The organism is Dethiobacter alkaliphilus AHT 1 (genome assembly GCF_000174415.1).
In the GTDB taxonomy this organism is placed as follows: domain Bacteria; phylum Bacillota; class Dethiobacteria; order Dethiobacterales; family Dethiobacteraceae; genus Dethiobacter; species Dethiobacter alkaliphilus.
In genome coordinates, this window is sequence record NZ_ACJM01000007.1 from 55,656 (window position 1) to 73,262 (window position 17,607).

At 40.5% G+C, this 17,607-nt stretch carries 18 protein-coding genes and 1 riboswitch; of the genes, 7 read left to right on the forward strand and 11 right to left on the reverse strand.

Features of this window, described 5'->3' with window-relative positions; all coding sequences use genetic code 11:
* Positions 1 to 40: 40 nt before the first annotated feature.
* The 10 genes from DEALDRAFT_RS07845 to DEALDRAFT_RS07890 form a co-directional block, all read right to left on the reverse strand.
* Positions 41 to 943, reverse strand: coding sequence for a tyrosine-type recombinase/integrase (locus DEALDRAFT_RS07845; protein ID WP_008516452.1), 903 nt, complete (start codon positions 941 to 943; stop codon positions 41 to 43).
* A gap of 253 nt (positions 944 to 1,196) precedes the next feature.
* On the reverse strand, positions 1,197 to 1,517 hold the full coding sequence (locus DEALDRAFT_RS07850; RefSeq protein WP_008516453.1) for a hypothetical protein: 321 nt from the start codon (positions 1,515 to 1,517) through the stop codon (positions 1,197 to 1,199).
* A 107-nt stretch (positions 1,518 to 1,624) separates the two neighbouring features.
* Entirely contained in the window at positions 1,625 to 2,311 is a 687-nt protein-coding gene (locus DEALDRAFT_RS07855) for a hypothetical protein (RefSeq protein ID WP_008516454.1), read from the reverse strand.
* A 58-nt stretch (positions 2,312 to 2,369) separates the two neighbouring features.
* Positions 2,370 to 3,653: a hypothetical protein gene (locus DEALDRAFT_RS07860; RefSeq protein ID WP_008516455.1), complete on the reverse strand. Its 1,284-nt coding sequence runs from the start codon at positions 3,651 to 3,653 to the stop codon at positions 2,370 to 2,372.
* A complete protein-coding gene (locus tag DEALDRAFT_RS07865; RefSeq protein WP_008516456.1) occupies positions 3,653 to 4,726 on the reverse strand; it encodes an interferon alpha-inducible IFI6/IFI27 family protein in 1,074 nt (357 codons plus the stop codon). Before DEALDRAFT_RS07865 ends, DEALDRAFT_RS07860 begins: the two co-directional genes overlap by 1 nt.
* A gap of 250 nt (positions 4,727 to 4,976) precedes the next feature.
* Complete coding sequence (locus tag DEALDRAFT_RS07870; RefSeq protein WP_008516457.1) at positions 4,977 to 5,291, reverse strand: hypothetical protein; 315 nt, start codon at positions 5,289 to 5,291, stop codon at positions 4,977 to 4,979.
* 635 nt (positions 5,292 to 5,926) lie between these two features.
* A riboswitch (cyclic di-GMP riboswitch) is annotated at positions 5,927 to 6,011 on the reverse strand.
* A 220-nt stretch (positions 6,012 to 6,231) separates the two neighbouring features.
* Positions 6,232 to 7,251, reverse strand: coding sequence for a tetratricopeptide repeat protein (locus DEALDRAFT_RS07875; RefSeq protein WP_008516458.1), 1,020 nt, complete (start codon positions 7,249 to 7,251; stop codon positions 6,232 to 6,234).
* 284 nt (positions 7,252 to 7,535) lie between these two features.
* The gene (dprA, locus tag DEALDRAFT_RS07880) at positions 7,536 to 8,651 is read right to left on the reverse strand and encodes a DNA-processing protein DprA (RefSeq protein ID WP_040378717.1); all 1,116 of its coding nucleotides are present in this window, start codon (positions 8,649 to 8,651) and stop codon (positions 7,536 to 7,538) included.
* Positions 8,652 to 10,184, reverse strand: a complete 1,533-nt coding sequence (locus DEALDRAFT_RS07885; RefSeq protein WP_008516462.1) for a YifB family Mg chelatase-like AAA ATPase — start codon at positions 10,182 to 10,184, stop codon at positions 8,652 to 8,654.
* 4 nt (positions 10,185 to 10,188) lie between these two features.
* Positions 10,189 to 10,734 (reverse strand): transposase, encoded by a 546-nt coding sequence (locus DEALDRAFT_RS07890; RefSeq protein WP_008516464.1) that lies wholly within the window; start codon positions 10,732 to 10,734, stop codon positions 10,189 to 10,191.
* A gap of 371 nt (positions 10,735 to 11,105) precedes the next feature.
* Between DEALDRAFT_RS07890 and DEALDRAFT_RS16725 the strand changes: the two genes are divergently transcribed.
* The 7 genes from DEALDRAFT_RS16725 (at position 11,106) to DEALDRAFT_RS07925 (ending at position 16,637) form a co-directional block, all read left to right on the forward strand.
* Complete coding sequence (locus DEALDRAFT_RS16725) at positions 11,106 to 12,068, forward strand: ABC-three component system protein (protein ID WP_008516465.1); 963 nt, start codon at positions 11,106 to 11,108, stop codon at positions 12,066 to 12,068.
* Positions 12,052 to 12,285 (forward strand): ABC-three component system middle component 7, encoded by a 234-nt coding sequence (locus DEALDRAFT_RS17555; RefSeq protein WP_008516466.1) that lies wholly within the window; start codon positions 12,052 to 12,054, stop codon positions 12,283 to 12,285. Before DEALDRAFT_RS16725 ends, DEALDRAFT_RS17555 begins: the two co-directional genes overlap by 17 nt.
* Positions 12,269 to 13,900, forward strand: a complete 1,632-nt coding sequence (locus DEALDRAFT_RS07905) for a DUF2326 domain-containing protein (RefSeq protein WP_008516467.1) — start codon at positions 12,269 to 12,271, stop codon at positions 13,898 to 13,900. Before DEALDRAFT_RS17555 ends, DEALDRAFT_RS07905 begins: the two co-directional genes overlap by 17 nt.
* Before the next feature lie 33 nt (positions 13,901 to 13,933).
* The gene (locus tag DEALDRAFT_RS07910; RefSeq protein ID WP_008516468.1) at positions 13,934 to 14,149 is read left to right on the forward strand and encodes a helix-turn-helix domain-containing protein; all 216 of its coding nucleotides are present in this window, start codon (positions 13,934 to 13,936) and stop codon (positions 14,147 to 14,149) included.
* Between the two features lie 153 nt (positions 14,150 to 14,302).
* Positions 14,303 to 14,659 carry an IS66 family insertion sequence element accessory protein TnpA gene (gene tnpA / locus DEALDRAFT_RS07915; RefSeq protein ID WP_008516469.1) on the forward strand — a complete coding sequence of 119 codons (357 nt, stop codon included), beginning with the start codon at positions 14,303 to 14,305 and terminating at the stop codon, positions 14,657 to 14,659.
* Positions 14,649 to 15,005, forward strand: coding sequence for an IS66 family insertion sequence element accessory protein TnpB (gene tnpB / locus DEALDRAFT_RS07920; RefSeq protein WP_008516470.1), 357 nt, complete (start codon positions 14,649 to 14,651; stop codon positions 15,003 to 15,005). The genes tnpA and tnpB overlap by 11 nt, the downstream gene beginning before the upstream one ends.
* Before the next feature lie 96 nt (positions 15,006 to 15,101).
* Positions 15,102 to 16,637 carry an IS66-like element ISDeal1 family transposase gene (locus DEALDRAFT_RS07925; protein ID WP_008516471.1) on the forward strand — a complete coding sequence of 512 codons (1,536 nt, stop codon included), beginning with the start codon at positions 15,102 to 15,104 and terminating at the stop codon, positions 16,635 to 16,637.
* Between the two features lie 216 nt (positions 16,638 to 16,853).
* On the opposite strand, the gene DEALDRAFT_RS07930 is transcribed toward DEALDRAFT_RS07925, so the two are convergent.
* The gene (locus tag DEALDRAFT_RS07930) at positions 16,854 to 17,603 is read right to left on the reverse strand and encodes an abortive infection family protein (RefSeq protein ID WP_008516472.1); all 750 of its coding nucleotides are present in this window, start codon (positions 17,601 to 17,603) and stop codon (positions 16,854 to 16,856) included.
* Positions 17,604 to 17,607: the final 4 nt, after the last annotated feature.

The following is a 17,607-nucleotide window of genomic DNA, read 5'->3' on the forward strand; positions in this document are numbered from 1 at the left end:
CATGTTACAAAGTTTTGTTTGTTTTTATTCAGCGCAATTATTATCCCAACGGATGCCTGGCCATCGCCTTCCTTACCCCGCGTTGTGTCACATGAACATAAATTTCCGTAGAACTAATACTTTCATGGCCGGCAATATCTTTTATAGTGGGCAAATCCACCCCTGCATTCATCAACATTGTAAAACAGGTATGTCGAAGTTTGTGAACCGTCAATCTCCCCCTGTTTAACCCTGCTTCTTCACAGAGCCGATTAAAAACCAACTGCACGCCCGGGTAAGTTATCCGCATACCCAAGTGATTCAGAAAAACAGCTTTCTCTTTTTCATCTTTGGGTACCCTTGCTTCTAAATACTCAGCAAGGGCCGCGCACGTTTTATCCGTCAATGGAATCATCCTCTCCTTATTACCTTTACCGATAATCCGCATATATTTTTCTTCTAAATTAAGGTTCCCTATATTCAGCGACACCAACTCTTCCACCCTGCAGCCTGTTTGTAAAAGCACTCTCATCATGGCATGGTCACGGTAAGGTGGCTTGGCTTGCTTCTTGGCAGCGTTAATCAGTCTGTCTGATTCATCTATAGTCAGAAAAACCGGCAAAAGCTTTGCAGTCTTCACATTCCGCAACTGTTGTACCGGATTTTTTTCCACATACCCATGTATCTCGAGAAACTTGAAATAACTCCGCAAAGATGCAAGCTTTCGGTTCCGGGTACCAGCATTATTGTCTCTCTCTTTTTTCAAATACACAAGAAACCGACGCACATGCTTTGTTTCCAACTGATTCAAAACCATACCCTGCGGAAAGAACTCACGCACCATCAGCCGGGCAAACACGCCAATATCCATCCGGTATCCGTCTACAGTACGATCCGACAATCCCCGTTCAATCTCAAGATAGTCAACAAACTCCTGCTCATAGGGAAAAGATTCACTAGTCATTACTTCTCCCCCTGACCATTTTACCCACATTATACCAAACAAATGTTCGCACTGCAACTGTTTGCCTGGCAAAAATAACAAGATAGAGGGAAAAAGCCTTACTCATCAGAGTTAATTTTTTCACAAATCAGATAATTGTACTTGTACAAATCATTATTTTGCGAAGGGCTTCCGTCTCCCCAGTCATTAGTCACGGAGGGAAGGGTAAACCAACAATTGTTAGCAGGCTAAGAAAGGTTTATTGACAAATATATTATATAGTGATTGTAATGCCATTTTTAGGCATTTTTACTCTAAATGGCAACCAGTATTTTTGCTCGATCAAGTAATGATACATTTTAAGATTAATATCATGATTATTAAAATCAATATTAAAACTGTTTTTAAAAAATTTAAAAGAAACCTGGGTAAGCATATTATTATAAATCTCTTCTGACGATAGATTATCATATATTTTTTTTTGATAAAACTTATAAATATCCATTGTATCGACTAATAAAAGAAGGAAATAAATAGGATATTCTTCTGCAGTAAAAATTGGGTTTTTAATAATTAAGTTTTTAAGATTTAACATGTTATATATGCCTGCTTCTTTCTGCTGTGGAGTTACAAAAAATATGTTGTGTCCAATTATTGAGCCTGCTATTTCAGCTTGTATTTCAAGTATATCATCAGACCATATCAGTCCTGTAATATCATCTCTGTAAACTCCGTCACTGACCTCATAGCATCTTTTTTTGATTTTTTCAAACTCCTGACACCTGTTATGATAAAAGTAAGCACCCGAAAAAAGCCATGGTCTATAAATTCTTCAAATATGTCATAATTACATGTTTTAAAGGCATCATAATTTTTTATGGATGTAGATATGGGTTTTGGAACGACCACTGATTTCTGCATAATTTCTAGTGCGAGTTCTAAAGTTTTTTGCCTAATGGTAGATTTATCCTTACTATCAAAAGCTCTGCAAGTTAATTTTTCTTTTTTCCTGACAAATGTAAAACCAAAATCATGAAAAAAGGCGATGAGAAACCAGTCATACAAGAACCTAGTAAAATCATATTGCTCATTAATTCCTCTATCCTCTAAATATTTGTCTGTTATCCTTTTGAGTTTTGGAACTGAACAATAAAGAAAAACTCCTAGGACATAGATAGATGCCGCATGACATAATCTATCAATATTATTGTCACTGAAAAATTCTTCGTCCAACTCTGAAGGGATTTTATCCCCTCTTTTAAGGTATTCATAAATAAACAGCTCGGGTTTTTTATGGAAATAATGTATCATGTCACTAGTATTAGTAGAATCGTAATAGCCGATCATCTCACTATCAAACACAAAATCTAGAATGGTTCTCGATTTCATATGGCCCCCTTGTCAACTAAATTTAGTTCCTCAGAAGACAGCATACCATCTTATCCTATTATTCTAGATTCTTGCCAATTTTTATGCTACGGAGTTCTTCCCAGGTTATATCAATCACGTCCCTATTTCTGACAAGCTTCTCAGTGGTTGTATCACGAGTAACAGCCGTTAACATATTAATACTCTCCTTAACAAGCATCATCCATTGTGTAATATTTATTGCGGTAGGATTGCCTTGATAGGCCCATACTTTCAAAGCATTACCGGTAGCAGCAGTAGCATGAGCCAAACACAACATCTTATGTAGCTTCAAATTATTTTTTAATACTTTTATTTCTTTTTCTGCAATCATTTCTACTGGATTAAACATAGAATTTTCATCTTGCAACAATGAGAGCCCGTGGTATCCCCTTACTATTATTTCAACACTCGCTGGGACAATTGACATTGTCATAAAGTGCCTTAGATCATAACCATAAAAATACATCCATTCAGAAATTTGCGCTATTGTCCTATCCTTTGAGCCAAATGAACCGAATTGAAGAAGCTGTAGAAATCCCCACCCTGGTATCGGTAACCCCTGTTTTGTACAGACATCGGAAATCAAATGCCCAATCCAAATCAAGGGTGCTAATAGCGTATCTCCAACACCCGTAGTCATAGTATTTGTTATATGGATTTTTCCCTGCTTGTCAAAATATGTAACCGATCCATTCCAAATATCAAAAATGCCAAAAATCAATCCAAACAAAGGGTCATGCGCTAGGCTCCGCAACCTATGGTTTCGCGGATATACCCCTGCTTCTTTTATTACAGCTGTATCATATGGCACTTTGCACCTATCTTCACACCACTGCAAAAATGGAGTCAACTTTCCTTCATCATTAACTCCCAGGCTTTTTAACCGTTCTGTAAAACCACTACCCTTTTGTTGTATATGTTGCATATAATTCATGTCCCTTGGTATTCGCACTACTAAAAAGTCTAAAATTGCTGCGATAACTCCTGCTAAGCCTACAACTGCCCAATCCATTTTACTTAAAGAAGGTAATAATTCAGGATTAAGCATTACTTCTTTTTTGATTTTTTTCTCTAAATTTACCCAATCTCCATCTAGATAGAATTGATTGTCCCATTCCGTTATTAACGTCTTTTTATCTGTATTGATTGGCAAATCAATACCTGCTTCCTTGGCTAATTCCTCTAATTCTCTCTGTAGCCTCTCTATGTGACAAGCATCTTGAGTTATGTCTGCTTTCAAAACCTCCATTCCGAGGCAGACACGGTTAATTCTAGTTTTATCTTCTTTAAAATCTTTATCAAAATCAATAACCTTCTTCATTAATGTGTACCCTCAATTAAATTTTGACTTCTTATCAAAGCCTTCTTTAAATAAGAAATGGCCTCCTCTAGGTTCTTTATCTCCTCTTTTTGATCCTTTCTTTCCAATTTCATTTTTAAAAGCTCATCCTCAAGGTTTGAAATGGCCATTCTCTGTTCTCTAATTAATTCTTGTACAAACCTTACATCTTTCTGTTTCGTCAACAGAATCTCTTTCATTACAACTTCAAGTTTTGCTGCTTCTGTTAGAGCAAATTTACCAGAAGCTTTCATAATAGCGTTAGCGCCTGCACCTGCAGTTGCTCCAACGCCGGCGCCTACTAAAGCCCCGCCACCAACAATAACTGCCATGCCGCCTGGTATACCCAACCCCCCGGTAGCAATCGCACCTCCGCCTAAAGCAGCCATACCTGATGAGACTGCTGCAGCACCATACAATCCTGCAGGTGCAAACTTAGCTGCTATTGCTGGGGCACCGTAACCAGCAGTTATTACCAGAATAACAGTGCCAATTATAACCCCACCCGCTATTTTCATCTTCTTCCCGGTTAACCCGTCTACAGCTTTATCGTAAGATTTTATAAAACTATCAATATCTGATTCGTTGATACTGAGCATATTTGCAAAATGATAAAGCTTTCCCTTTATAATTTTTTTGTCAGCCTTTGTTCTACGCATTTTATCTTTTAAACGATCCAACAGAACTTCCTTGTTATGACCTACCTCAAGAGGAAAATATGGCTCAAATAAGGTTGCTTCCAACAACATTAAATAGAGCGGCAATTTATTAGCACCAGCTTCCTGACGCAATGCGTCTAACTCCCTATCTAATAGTGGATTTTTTTTAAGCATATAGGATGTTGAAATATTAGGTTTTTCTTCTGCACCTTCTAAGCGTGATAAAAAGGTATTAATTGAATCCTTCCATTTATTTAACCATACTTGTTTTGTTTTTTGTTTTTCTATATTTTTTTCGTGTAATATATCTGAATGCGTCAAATCATATTGCATCATAAACAAAGCTTTGGTCTGTTGGTAAGTTAAACCGAACTTATTTAATGTTTCTACTCTCACTAAAATCCCTCCTAATTTTGGTGAATTTAACTATACACTTTGCAAACTGAAGCGAAACAATTACCTACAAATAAACCTTTTGCAACCTTTTAAGTACAAATGCTAATCCGCAAACTATGCCCCCTTCTCAACAAAAATCTTCTGCTAAACCCTACCGCTTATTCCATCGTGTCAGTCGCAGAAAACGCACAGCCTCAACTTACATGTTCAATTATTTTCTAAAAAAACAACACATCTTTTGGGCAAAAACTTATAACATACTCCCAATTACCCCAAGCACAACTAATAGCAAAAGACAAATTCCTAGTACTTTAAATGCCTTATTGAGTGATATTGAAATACCTTTACCTCGAAGATAGTAAAATAATCCTATTGCTAAAGCTAACAGTATAAGTGGGGGAAAAGCTATTAATAACATTATTCCGCCTACAATTAAAGCGATTAACAAAACCAATCCAAGTAGCGAAAAAACCCCTGATATTATTGAAGTCACTAGCTCTTTGAGAAGCTCAATAAGGACAGCTAATAATACAAACCCAACAATAATTCCAATAATATATACCACAACGTCCCTCCTTTCAAGCTCTGTTAACCATCGCTAAAGACCGCGTTTGTTAAGTAGCTCCCACAACCATACTGCTCGTTCCCAAAAACAAACACGCACCATTCGCTGCAATGCGGAAGTGCGTGTCTCAATAGTTCTGAATAATGTTAATACATGCTCGGAGCTTTTTGTTTTTCGTAATAAAAAATTAAATAACCCGGTGGTAAGTAGCAGTTAGGACACCCAAAAGCAATATTTGAAAGAAAAAGATGTAGCAGTTTAATATTCAGAATGAATTAAGTACAAAGACAACAAAAAACAGAAACAAAACAACTGTCCCCAGAGTAATAACCAACGCCTATCCACAGCCACTCTCCCTGTCAACCAGGATCATCGCTACAGCTATGGCCATGGCAATCATATATACCCATTCGTTCATTTTTTTTTGCCTGTCCTTCTAACTCCGCCTCAGTCACCTCTGCCGGTATAGGCAGCAACTATATAGCAAAATCATGAAACTTGCTGTCACACAAACTAACTCTTGCCGGAAAGCTTATCGCACATCAGCAAGTGTTATTTTAAACAAACAGGCGCCTGTAATTTCAGGCACTAATAAACACAAAAAACCTGCTCACGATGAAAGCAGGTTACACAGTCCTGGCAACCGGCTGTCATCGCTACAATAGCATTAGACCCATGGCTTTGCGTACCCGCCTTTCGACGAGCTTGCCTTTAACAGTTCCCATTTCTTCACTTCGACATTTTACCTGATTTTCCTCTTTTCTCCATCTTTAAAAAACAACACTCGCGGTAACAAAATACCTGCGAAATGATTAAAGCTTACCCCAAAACTACTCCTCCCCTTCCCTGTGACCGGTTGCTTCTTCATCCACCCAGTCTTCCTCTGTATAGACCATTCCTTTTCTATTTAAGGGCACATGGGAAAAAGGTTCTCTTAATTTCAAAATAGCACCCTTTTAGTCGCCCTGCTTGAATTATTATCAAAGTACAAAGTATAATTATCTGCTTTGGGTATATGGAACAATAACCATCCCCCTGAATATGTTTCTGGCTGCAACCTAGTATTTTTATAATTACGGTAACTGATCTCGGTTGGTTCAATCGGCATAACAAGAAATCCGTCCGGAGTTGAGAGAGAGAAGTCTCTATGTGTAATTTGTTCTCCTTGTGTACCATAGTTTCGGGTGTTAACGTAGATCTTTATAAACCAACTATTTTCAGCGGCCGTGAAATAATCAAAACTATCTGTTTTTTCTACATTAGTTACAGCAACTTTTATAGCACCTGTATCATTTTCATACCTTCTCATAAGTTCTAGTTCTTCTTCTTTTTGTTTCTGCGCCTGTTTTTCTCTTTGGGCTTGTAGTTGCTTTTCTTGCTCGATTTCTCTTTGTTCTAAAAATTCTTCCTTTTTCTGTTCGTATTTAGGCAACAGATTTGTTGCTGCGACTAAATCAGGATTAATCGAGATGGATTCTGTCAGGTAGCTATATGCCTGGATATAGCTCTTATTTGAAAAATGATCTCTAGCTATTTGTAAATACTCTTCAGCTACACCTTCAACTAATTGCTCTATTTTTTGTTGAGCTAATTCATAATTATCATCACGAGGTACAACTTTATTGAACCAATCCCACGCGGCTATTAGTTCGTCCTCATCCAAAGCATACATTCCAGATATAAAATATGTATTAGATAAAGCTAATTCATTGGCTATATTATAGGCTATATTATACTGTTCCCGAATATAATCATCATTAGGGTTCAATGCTAATGCCCGTGAAAAAGCAGATGCAGCTTTTCCATAATCCTGTTCTGACATATATTCAATTCCAGACTCCGTTAATTCATTTATTGTTTTTTGTTGTTCATATAAAGAAACTCCAAAATGATATAAATAAACAGTCGCAAGGGCTAAACAGACTGTAATAATTAAATGTGTAAATGGACGCTTAAGCATATTACATCCTCCAGAAAATTCTAGTATTATATAACATTCGTCAATTTACACATATTTCCTCCCTAATGTACATCCTTTACGCTTAGTTCTCAGACGAAGAGGTTTACTTATCGCTTTTACTATTAAGCATTTGCGTCATGCTGTTTACGCGCTGCCGCTATTAGCTAATGCCGCTCTTCCCTAACCCCAAAACGAATTCTGGTTAAGCTCACCATACTTTTAACACCAGACTTCGTATATTTAATTTGCATAACATCACCCCGTTAACAAACAATGAATTCCTGTTAACAGCTCCTATACATTCCTCCGGGCATTCTTTTAACTTTACCTTCCAATTCCATTACAGATAAGGCCTCCAGAAAGCTCTTCCTGTTTTCTGTAAAAGACAGTGCCAGTTTCTCAATACTTACTTCCTCACTGCCAATAAGTTCGATTATCTGCCTCTCATAAGCAGAATCCTCAACCACAGACACTATCTCTGCAACTACCTTGCTTTTCCTCTTTTGTTTAACTGACCTATCTACAGATACATTTTCTCTTGGCATCTCTAATAACTGATCCGGCTTTATAAAAATCTTTGCACCATCAGCTATTAGTCTGTTTGTCCCGTAACTCTCCCTGTTATAGATGCCATTAGGCACAGCCAGCACTTCTTTTCCCTGCTCGCGGGCCACCTTGGCTGTAATCAACGCCCCACTGTTATAACCGGCCTCCACCACCAAGAGTTTATGGGACCATGCACTAAGTAAGTAATTCCTGCGAGGAAAATACACCTGTTTTGCCGGGGTACCAGGCGGATACTCCGAGATTACCGCCCCATTCTCAACAATGGCCTCCATCAGTTCCAAATGCTCCGGGGGATAGCACAAATCAAGGCCATGGCCGAGAAACGCCAGAGTATAACCTTTAGCATTAATACAGGCTGTATGTGCATAACCGTCAATTCCCTTTGCCATCCCGCTGATCACCGGCACTTCATTTTTTGCCAGAAATTCTGCCGCTTCCTTTGCTACCTTTTTGCCGTAAGCAGTACACCTTCTCGCACCGATTACGGCTACCCCCGAACTGTCTTCTCGCAATTCTCCCCTATAATATAACACCGGTGGGGCATCAGCCAAATTTGCCGCCTCACCCGGATAGCAAACATCTTCGATGGTTAACAGCTTAATCTCCAGCCTGGCCATTTTCTCCAATATTCTCTCTGCCGGGCTAAGCGACCTGCTGCCCAAAATAATCTCAGCCGTCTTTTCCCCTATACCCGCAACAGACAGAAGGTCTCCCTTTGCAGCACGGTAGATTTCCTCCGGAGTCTGAAAAACCTGCAGCAGCTTTCTGCAGGTTACACTTCCCAGCCCCTTTATCTCACTCATCCAGATCCAAAACTTTGCGTTCTCATCCATTTAAACAACCAACATTTCCAGCTGTTCTTTTTCCAAATCCCGTGCCATTAAAGCTGCGGCAATATCTTTTCTGCGTATACGCGCCGACTCTTCCATATCCGCAAAAGTGCGGGCTACTTTTAGAAACTTGTGAAAAGAACGGGCACTGTACTCAAATCTTTCAAAAGCCAGCTTTAACACTTTTTCTCCCTCCGGCTCCAACCTACAGTACTCTTTGACCAGCGCCGGAGTCATCTGTGCATTACAGTGAACATCATCTATACCGGCAAACCTCTGCCTCTGAAAACTCCTGGCCGCTTCCACCTGCTCACGCAGCTCTACGGAACTACTGCCCCGGGTAAATGAAGATAGCTCCATAAATGGTACCGGCTGAACATATTTTTGGATATCTATCCTGTCAATAATAGGCCCTGAAATTCTCTGCCTGTACTTTAACACTTCATAATCACTGCAGCGGCACTTTTCCTGTCCGTAGTAGCCGCAGGGACAGGGATTCATGGCCGCCACCAACATAAAGTTACACGGATAAGTATTATTAAACTTCACCCTGGCCACCGTTACCTTCTTATCCTCCATGGGCTGTCGCAGACTATCTAAAGCCTTTTTGTTAAACTCAGCGATTTCATCCAAAAACAGTACTCCATTGTGAGCCAAGGATATTTCACCCGGAGCAGCATTATTACCTCCCCCAATTAATGAATTAATCGAGGCATTATGGTGCGGAGCCCTAAACGGCCGGCTTTCAATTAACCGCCCCCTGTTCTTTAACAACCCCGCCACACTGTAAATCTTTGTTGTCTCCAGCGCCTCGGCTTCACTTAAATCAGGAAGGATAGTCGGGATTCGCTTTGCTATCATTGACTTGCCGCACCCCGGTGCACCAATCATCAGCGCATTATGCCCACCGGCCGCAGCCACAACTATGTACTCAATAATCGCATCCTGCCCCTGCACCTCGTCAAAGTCCAGCAAAGCTGCTTCCTCATAACTTTCCACGCAGCTCTCCTGGGCTTCATAAGTAGTCTCCCCGCTGAGAAATGAGCACACCTCCTGCAGCGTCTCAAACCCGTAAACATTAATCCCCGTCACCAGAGACGCTTCCCGAATGTTTCCTTTGGGTACCACAATATTTTCCACGCCTGCATCCCTGGCGGCAATGACCATCGGCAGCACTCCCGAACAGGGTCGCAAATAGGAATTAAGTGACAGCTCCCCGATAAAACCAAACGTCTCAATCTGTTCAGTCTCAAGCTGCTCCGAATGCATTAACAAACTTATGGCCATGGCCAAATCAAAGTGGGAGCCGCTTTTCTTAATATCACTGGGAGCCAGATTAATAACCACCTTCATCTTAGGAAACTGAAACTCCGGACAATTCAGAGAAGCCTGCAGCCTTTCCCTGGCTTCCTTAACCGCCGTATCCCCCAACCCCACTATGGTAGTACTGGGCTTACCATAAATGGTATCAGTCTCCACTTCAACCAGATACCCGTCCACACCGGATATTGCAAAACTTTTCACAATCGCAGCCATACAATCACACCACCTTAAGTTGCTGCTCAACATATTTCTGGTACTCCAGCGAAGCATTGCCCCTAAAATACCCCAAGATCTTTTCCGGAGAAACCAGCTCGTCCTCTTTGATCCCAAGATAATTCTGGTAACTGCTCCAGGGATACTGCAGTGGCATCTCTACCATCCTGGCACTAACCGGGTTTAAGTGAATATACTTACTGATATCTAAATTATAAGCATCCCTTTCAATTATCTCCGCCCGGTACCTACCCTGAAACAAATGCCCCACAAAGTTATACTTCAGGTTAAAATAAATAGCGTATCTCATGTTGAGCCTTTTCATTATTTCCCAGATAGCAATATCTGTTGTCTCAATCTGTAAATGAACATGATTGGTCATCAAACAATACGTCAGTAAAATACAACGGTACAGATTCTTGGCCTCCAACAAATACCGTAGATACACCTGTCGGTCCTCATCATCCCGGAATATTTCTTGCCGATGATTCCCCCTGCACATAATGTGATATGCTGCTCCAGGATACCATAACCGAGGCCTTCTTGGCATCTCGCCAACCTCCTTTAATACCCTTAATTATGGCACGGCGGATTAAGTGAATATTATCACAAAGATTAGGAAAAAACTTCATCCTTACACTGCGGCTTACCACAAATATACCAGAACCTATGTTCGATTGCAAGATAAAAAATAAATAAATATTTTTCAATTGATAGCTATTTTAATCTCCGAGTAAAAAGAAAAGGCATAACTGGGGAGTGCATGGTAAATATTTCAAATATCACGTCTTACATAACGTACATTATCGGACTAACAAAACGAAAACCCTCACTACTTTAACGCTTTAAAGCGGTGAGGGACTGACCCCTTTTAGGAAATTCTGGAAGCTTGCTGGAAGAATTTCCGGGCATCTAGATAAAGTGAAATTTGAAGAGTATATCAGCAATCTGTCCGTTGACTCCATTTCCTTATTAGGCAAGGTTCTGCGAACCCATGGATTTAATGTTACCGACCATAAAGTACCGAGCAAATGCTCGGATATCTTTTCGTCAATAATTGAAAATCTTGCTGCCACTGTTACCTCTATTAGTCCAGTCATCCAGCCTTTTCCCGCCCCTTCAAAGCCTTACAATGCAATTCCATCATCCGACCTTTATTTGCTGATGGAAGCAAACAGCTTATGTCCTTCTTGCGGACAAACCCTCGTCAGTGATAAAAATAATAGCAGCCTTGGTGGGTATGTGATTACCCCCATCATTCCACCATCTCCTACCGAAGAACAAATAGCTGATTTTGAAGACTTGCTGGATTTGCCTGCTATCAGTGAAGCCTTCAACAACAAGATTGCTCTTTGTCTTGACTGCTCTAATCGATATACTTCAAATACTACAAGAGATGAATGTGAGCAGATGATGGATATAAAAGAAAGGTTACATCGGAATTTTGCTGCATATGAAACTTTAGATAAAATGTATTTGGAAGAACAGATAGAAGCGATCATTCGCCAGATTGCAAATGTTTCACAGGATCAACTTTCAGATCCGCTGAACCTCACTGCTGTAAGGGTGAAAGAGAAAGTTCCTGCCAGCAATGTTCCTTTGATTATTAAAATGGAAAGCTACGTTGTGCATTACTACAACTTCATAAAATCTGTTTTTTCTCAGTTGGAACAAGAAGACAAACTAAACTTCGAAGATGTGGCCGCTGATGTTCGGCGCACCTATAGAAAGCTTCATGCAGATGGTCTTTCACAGGATGAAATTTTTGATAAATTAGTTGATTGGTTCAAAAATAATACAAAAGCACAAAGCGTCCCGGCTTGCGAAATTGTAGTCGCTTTCTTTGTGCAGAGTTGTGAGGTGTTCCATGCGCTTTCCCAATAAAATCAATCGTTTCAATGAAAGTGTTATCTCTAAATTTTCAGTAGTATTAAGTGTATTGGAACAAGGAGAAATGACGGTTTTAGAGCTTTACAATACTGTTAATGAAAGCACTGGCGACGTCGGTGATTTTTTAGAGATACTTGACTGCCTTTACGCTTTAGGCCAAATCGAATACAACGCAGAAACGAGGTTGTTACATTATGTTAGTAGAAATTAGATGCGATGAATTCATTAGTTACGGAAAAAAACGCCCGCCCATTGAGTTGCATCCTGGGCTTAATACTGTGCTAGGGAGCGAAACCGGGAGCAACTCCATTGGCAAATCAACCTTTTTAATGATTGTGGATTTTGCCTTTGGCGGCGATGACTATGTCCTGAAATCAACTGATGTTCAAACTCAGGTGGGTGCCCATATCATCCAGTTTGCCTTCGAATTTAATGGAGAAAGATACTTCTTCTCTCGGGAAACAATCAACCACACTTTTGTATATCGATGCGATGCAGACTATAATCCCATGTCAGAAATGAAAATTGATGATTTTAGAAACTTTTTGCTTGAGCATTATGAAATTGATCTTCCATTGATTAGCTTTCGGGGTATTGTCGGTCGTCATTTTCGCATCTATGGCCGGGAAAACCTGGACGAAAAAAAACCGCTACATAACGCTAAACAGGAAACGGATAAAGCCGCTATTACATCACTGATGAAGCTTTTTGATAAGTACGCTTCTGTAGATTCATTAGAGAAGGCCTATAAGAAGAGAAAAAATGAAAAAGATGCCTACAATAAGGCACAAGTATTTCACTTTATTCCTAAAATCAACAAGCGGGAGCTTATGCAGAATGAAAGACGTATATCGGAACTGAAAGCAGAACTCGCTGTGATACAAGAAGTCAGCGGGGATCAAATAATGGGGCTTGATTCGGAGCAGGCACAGGTCATTGCAGACCTCAAACAAAAACTTACAAACGCTAAACGCCAAAGAAGCCGATTAACATCACAGCTTCGCGCTATAGAAAATGATTTGCAATTTGATAACCCAAGGTTGGAAAGCAATTTTCAGGAATTACTTCGCTTTTTCCCTGGCACTAACCTGAAGAGAATCGAGGATATTGAACAGTTTCACCATCAATTGGCAACAGTGCTTAATTCAGAGTTTGAAGAAGCAAAACAACGTCTTGCCAGCTTAATCTCTCTTGCAGCGGAAGAAATCGCTGATCTAGAACAAGAAATTAAATCATCGGGCTTAACGCCTAAAATTTCTCGCTCTATTTTGGAGGATTACTCGGCAAAAAAGGGAGAAATAAGGATCCTTGAAAAAGAAAACGAAGCGTATATTAAAAAGGAAGAACTAAAAGAAATCGCAAAAAGCATGGAAGATCGGCTGAATGCCCTAATGGAAGAGCAAATCGGTTTTTTACAAAGTATGATCAATGTTAAGATGGATAGGATTAACGATTATGTTTATAGTGGTGAAAAGAAACCGCCTGTATTGACAATAAAGAAACCGAACAGCTATACCTTCCTCACCCCTGACGACACTGGCACCGGCACCTCATATAAAGGGTTGGTGGTATTTGATTTGTCAGTTATGCAATTAACAGTATTACCTGCATTGGTTCACGACTCAGTTATATTGAAGCAAATAGGTGATGAACCCCTGGAAAAAATAATGGAACTATATAATCAGAGCTCCAAGCAAGTATTTATTGCTCTCGATAAAAAAGGATCGTATCCTGAACGAACACAGATATTGTTAGAGCAATCCATGGTTTTGCACTTAACGGATGATGGGAATGAGCTGTTTGGACGTTCGTGGAACACAAAATAGAACGGCTACGCTTATTAAATGGAGGCTTTAGAAATGAATAAAGATCAAAATATTGAAAAATGGTCTTCAATGGATATTATCATCGACTACCTTGGTGTTAGCCGTGAAACAGTGCTGCAGTGGATCAATAATCGTAACATGCCTGCACATAAAGTCGGACGTCTATGGAAGTTTAAGATTTCTGAAGTAGATGAGTGGATCCGCTCCGGAGGTGCGGCCCAGAAGAATGATCACGATGTTACTGAATAATAAATCTAATAATAGAAACCAAATTCTCCATCCAAACGTAAGCGTCCAATAAGTCGGTGTATGGCAACTCCCCTAATTCTATGAGACAATTCCTTAAATTAGAGTTTTTAGAGTTTTTCGACCTGGTCGAAAAACTCCAAAGGAGGTCTAGTATTGAACACTAGGGAAGTTGCTAAAAAATACCGGCTGAATCAATGGACTCAAATTATCCGGGAATGTCGTAGCAGCGGGCAAACAGTCAAATCATGGTGTGCCGATAATGGTATCAATCAAAAAACTTACTACTATTGGTTGCGGAAAGTACGTGAGGCGGCCTGCGAAAGCCTCCCATCTCTCGAGGAAAACAGCTCAATTGTACCCGTAAATATTCCGGCAAATGCAGCCGGGCCAGGTCCAGAGTCGTCTGCACAAATTATCCTGCGTTTTGGTTCAGTAACTTTGGAGCTCCGCAACAATGCCTCGGAGAAGTTGATCGAAAACACTCTAAGGGCACTTCAGAATGTTCGGTGATATCTCAAAGGCTGAAAAGGTCTACATTGCTTGTGGATATACCGACATGAGAAAAGCCATTGATGGGTTAGCTGCTATTGTCCAGCAGAACTTTCAGCTAAATCCCTTTCAGAATAGCGTGTTTCTCTTCTGCGGCCGGCGCCGTGACCGACTAAAAGCGCTTTACTGGGAAGAAGATGGATTCGTGCTCCTGTACAAGCGATTAGAAAACGGGAAATTCCAATGGCCGATGAGTGCCGAAGATGTTCGCACCATCACCAATCAGGAGTTCAGATGGCTCCTGGAGGGACTGTCCATTGACCAACCCAAGGCTGTTAAAAAGCTAAAATTAGAGTGTGGAATTTAGCTATAAAAAGTGCCGACAATGCCCATAAATACTGGCTTTTTGGAGGTTTTTATGTTATACTAAATATAGCAAAAACACCAAAGGAAACCATCATTTATGAGCGCATCCGAGCAGTTAAAAAAGTTAGAGAACCGTATATCCGAACTGGAGCAGGAAAACAAAAAGCTCCATGATACAGTCGATCATTTGACACGTAAACTTTTCGGAAAAAGCTCTGAGAAGACATCGTCTCTACCTATGGGACAGATGTCTCTTTTTGATGAAGCAGAAATTACGGCTGATCCAAAGGCTCCAGAGCCTGATCTCAAGGAAGTACAGGGATATCGCAGAAAGAAGTTTCCCGGCCAACGGGCGGAATTACTAAAGGATCTTCCGCGGGACAAACGTCTCTGTACGCTAGTTGAAATGGATCGCTTCTGTGAAGAATGCGACACCACCCTTGTATCTGTCGGTGAAGAATTCGTCCGTACCGAAATTGAGTTCATTCCTGCCAAAGTCAGGGTGATCGATTACTACCGTGAAACCTTTGAGTGTCGTACCTGTCGTAAGGATGGGAAACCCTACATGGAGAAATCTCCGATGCCCGATCCTGTGATCCAGCACTCCATGGCATCTCCATCCACAGTCGCCTGGGTCATGCATCAGAAATTCGTCAACGCCCTTCCCCTTTACCGGCAGGAAAAGGAATGGCAGTCGTTAGGGGTTAGCTTAAGCCGTGCGACGATGGCCAACTGGATTATGGTTGCCTCCCGTGACTGGCTGTTGCCCTTGGTAGAGCTGATGCGCAAGAAGCTGTTGGATGAACATTACTTGCACGTTGATGAAACCACTGTGCAGGTAATGAATGAAAAGGGACGTAAGAATACAACCGATTCTTACATGTGGGTGTACAGCTCCGGCAAGCATGCCGAACACGCCATCCGGCTCTTCGAGTATCAGCCGGGAAGGAGTGGCAAATACCCGCAGGAGTTCCTCAAAGACTTCAAAGGTTATCTTCACTCCGATGCTTATGTCGGCTACAAGAAGATTCCTGAAGTTACAAGATGCCTCTGTTGGGCGCATGTCCGGCGGAAGTTCGTGGATGCGCTTCCGAAAGACATTCATCGCCCGGAAGCCACCCTTGCAAGCGAAGGCATTGCCTTCTGCAACAAGCTTTTTGAGATTGAAAAGGCTCTCGAAGAGCTTTCAAGTGAAGATCGCAGATTAGAGCGTGTGAAGCAGGAAAAACCTGTTTTGGATGCTTTTTGGGCATGGATTCATTCCAACAAAGACAAGGTTCTCCCAAAGTCCAAATTAAGCGAAGCCTTGCACTATGCTCTGAACAATAAGGAAGAGCTCATCAATTATCTTAAAGACGGCAACTGCTCCATTTCCAACAATCTTGCAGAAAACAGTATCCGTCCCTTTACAATTGGACGAAAGAACTGGCTCTTTAGCGGAAGCCCAAAGGGTGCTACAGCTAGCGCAGCCGTTTACAGCATCATTGAAAGTGCCAAGGCCAATGGCCTGAACCCATACAAGTATCTGCATTTCATCTTTAGCCAACTTCCTGGCGTATTATTTAGGCAGCATCCAGAGTTTCTGGAAGACTGTCTCCCTTGGAGCCAGGAGGTTCAGGAAAACTGCAAATAGAAGAAACGAGGGCAAAAACTTAGTTTACACTGGTTTTTGCTTTTTTTCTATCCACTATCTTATTAAGCGCTTACCATCAAACACCGTTAGCGTTAAATTAATCGAATGTATGTTTGTGTTGAGGGCAAAAAAATACCCGCCAGGCTGATTTAACTCAGCTTAGCGGGTAGAAGTTCTCTAATATTATTTTGGAATATTGCGAATTTTTACATCCAATCAGCAAATATTTCTCTTGCACGCATAATTCATAATACTTTCTGCCAGACCAAGCATTAGTTTCGCTTCATGCTCTTCGATAATTTCTTCATTAGGATGTGCTAATGAATGTCGGTTCCTAATATCATTAAGGGCATCAAGAGTAGCTGAAGCACTTCTTAATGATTTAAGAATCATGTTGTCAATTTCTGAATTATTTAACTGCTCCCATTCCTTATAAAGCAAGTTAAACAACTTGGGCAACATATCTGATTCTTCATAAGGCACGCTCATATCATCTAGTCTTTTTCTTAAATAACCATGTATTGAGGTATGTACCCGATCTATACAGGAGCTATAGTTTCCTTGGGCCATAAAAGTTTCAGCGTCTGCTATTGCTTTCCTTAATGTTTCATTTATTCCTATCTCACTAAAATCAAAGGTTTCGTACTTTTCAACCATTGGAGCAATGACAATATCTGTTAGGTAATACTCATCTTGTTTCCCGAATAACGAACTTGCTACCTCTTGAATTTTATCTGAGTATTTTTCAAAAACGTCAATCTTATCCAGTCTGCACTGCAAGTGCAAAACAGCTCTGTACGTATTCCACTCTCTTCTGGTAAAAATGCCAGTATATTCAATAGATAAATTGCAATCCGGTAAGGCAGTATAAACATCTATAAAATCTATTCCTAGTGAAGCTTCCTTTTTTAAATATTCTCTTTCCAATACTTTGCCTAAACTAATTTTGAAATCATTCTCATTCATGGTG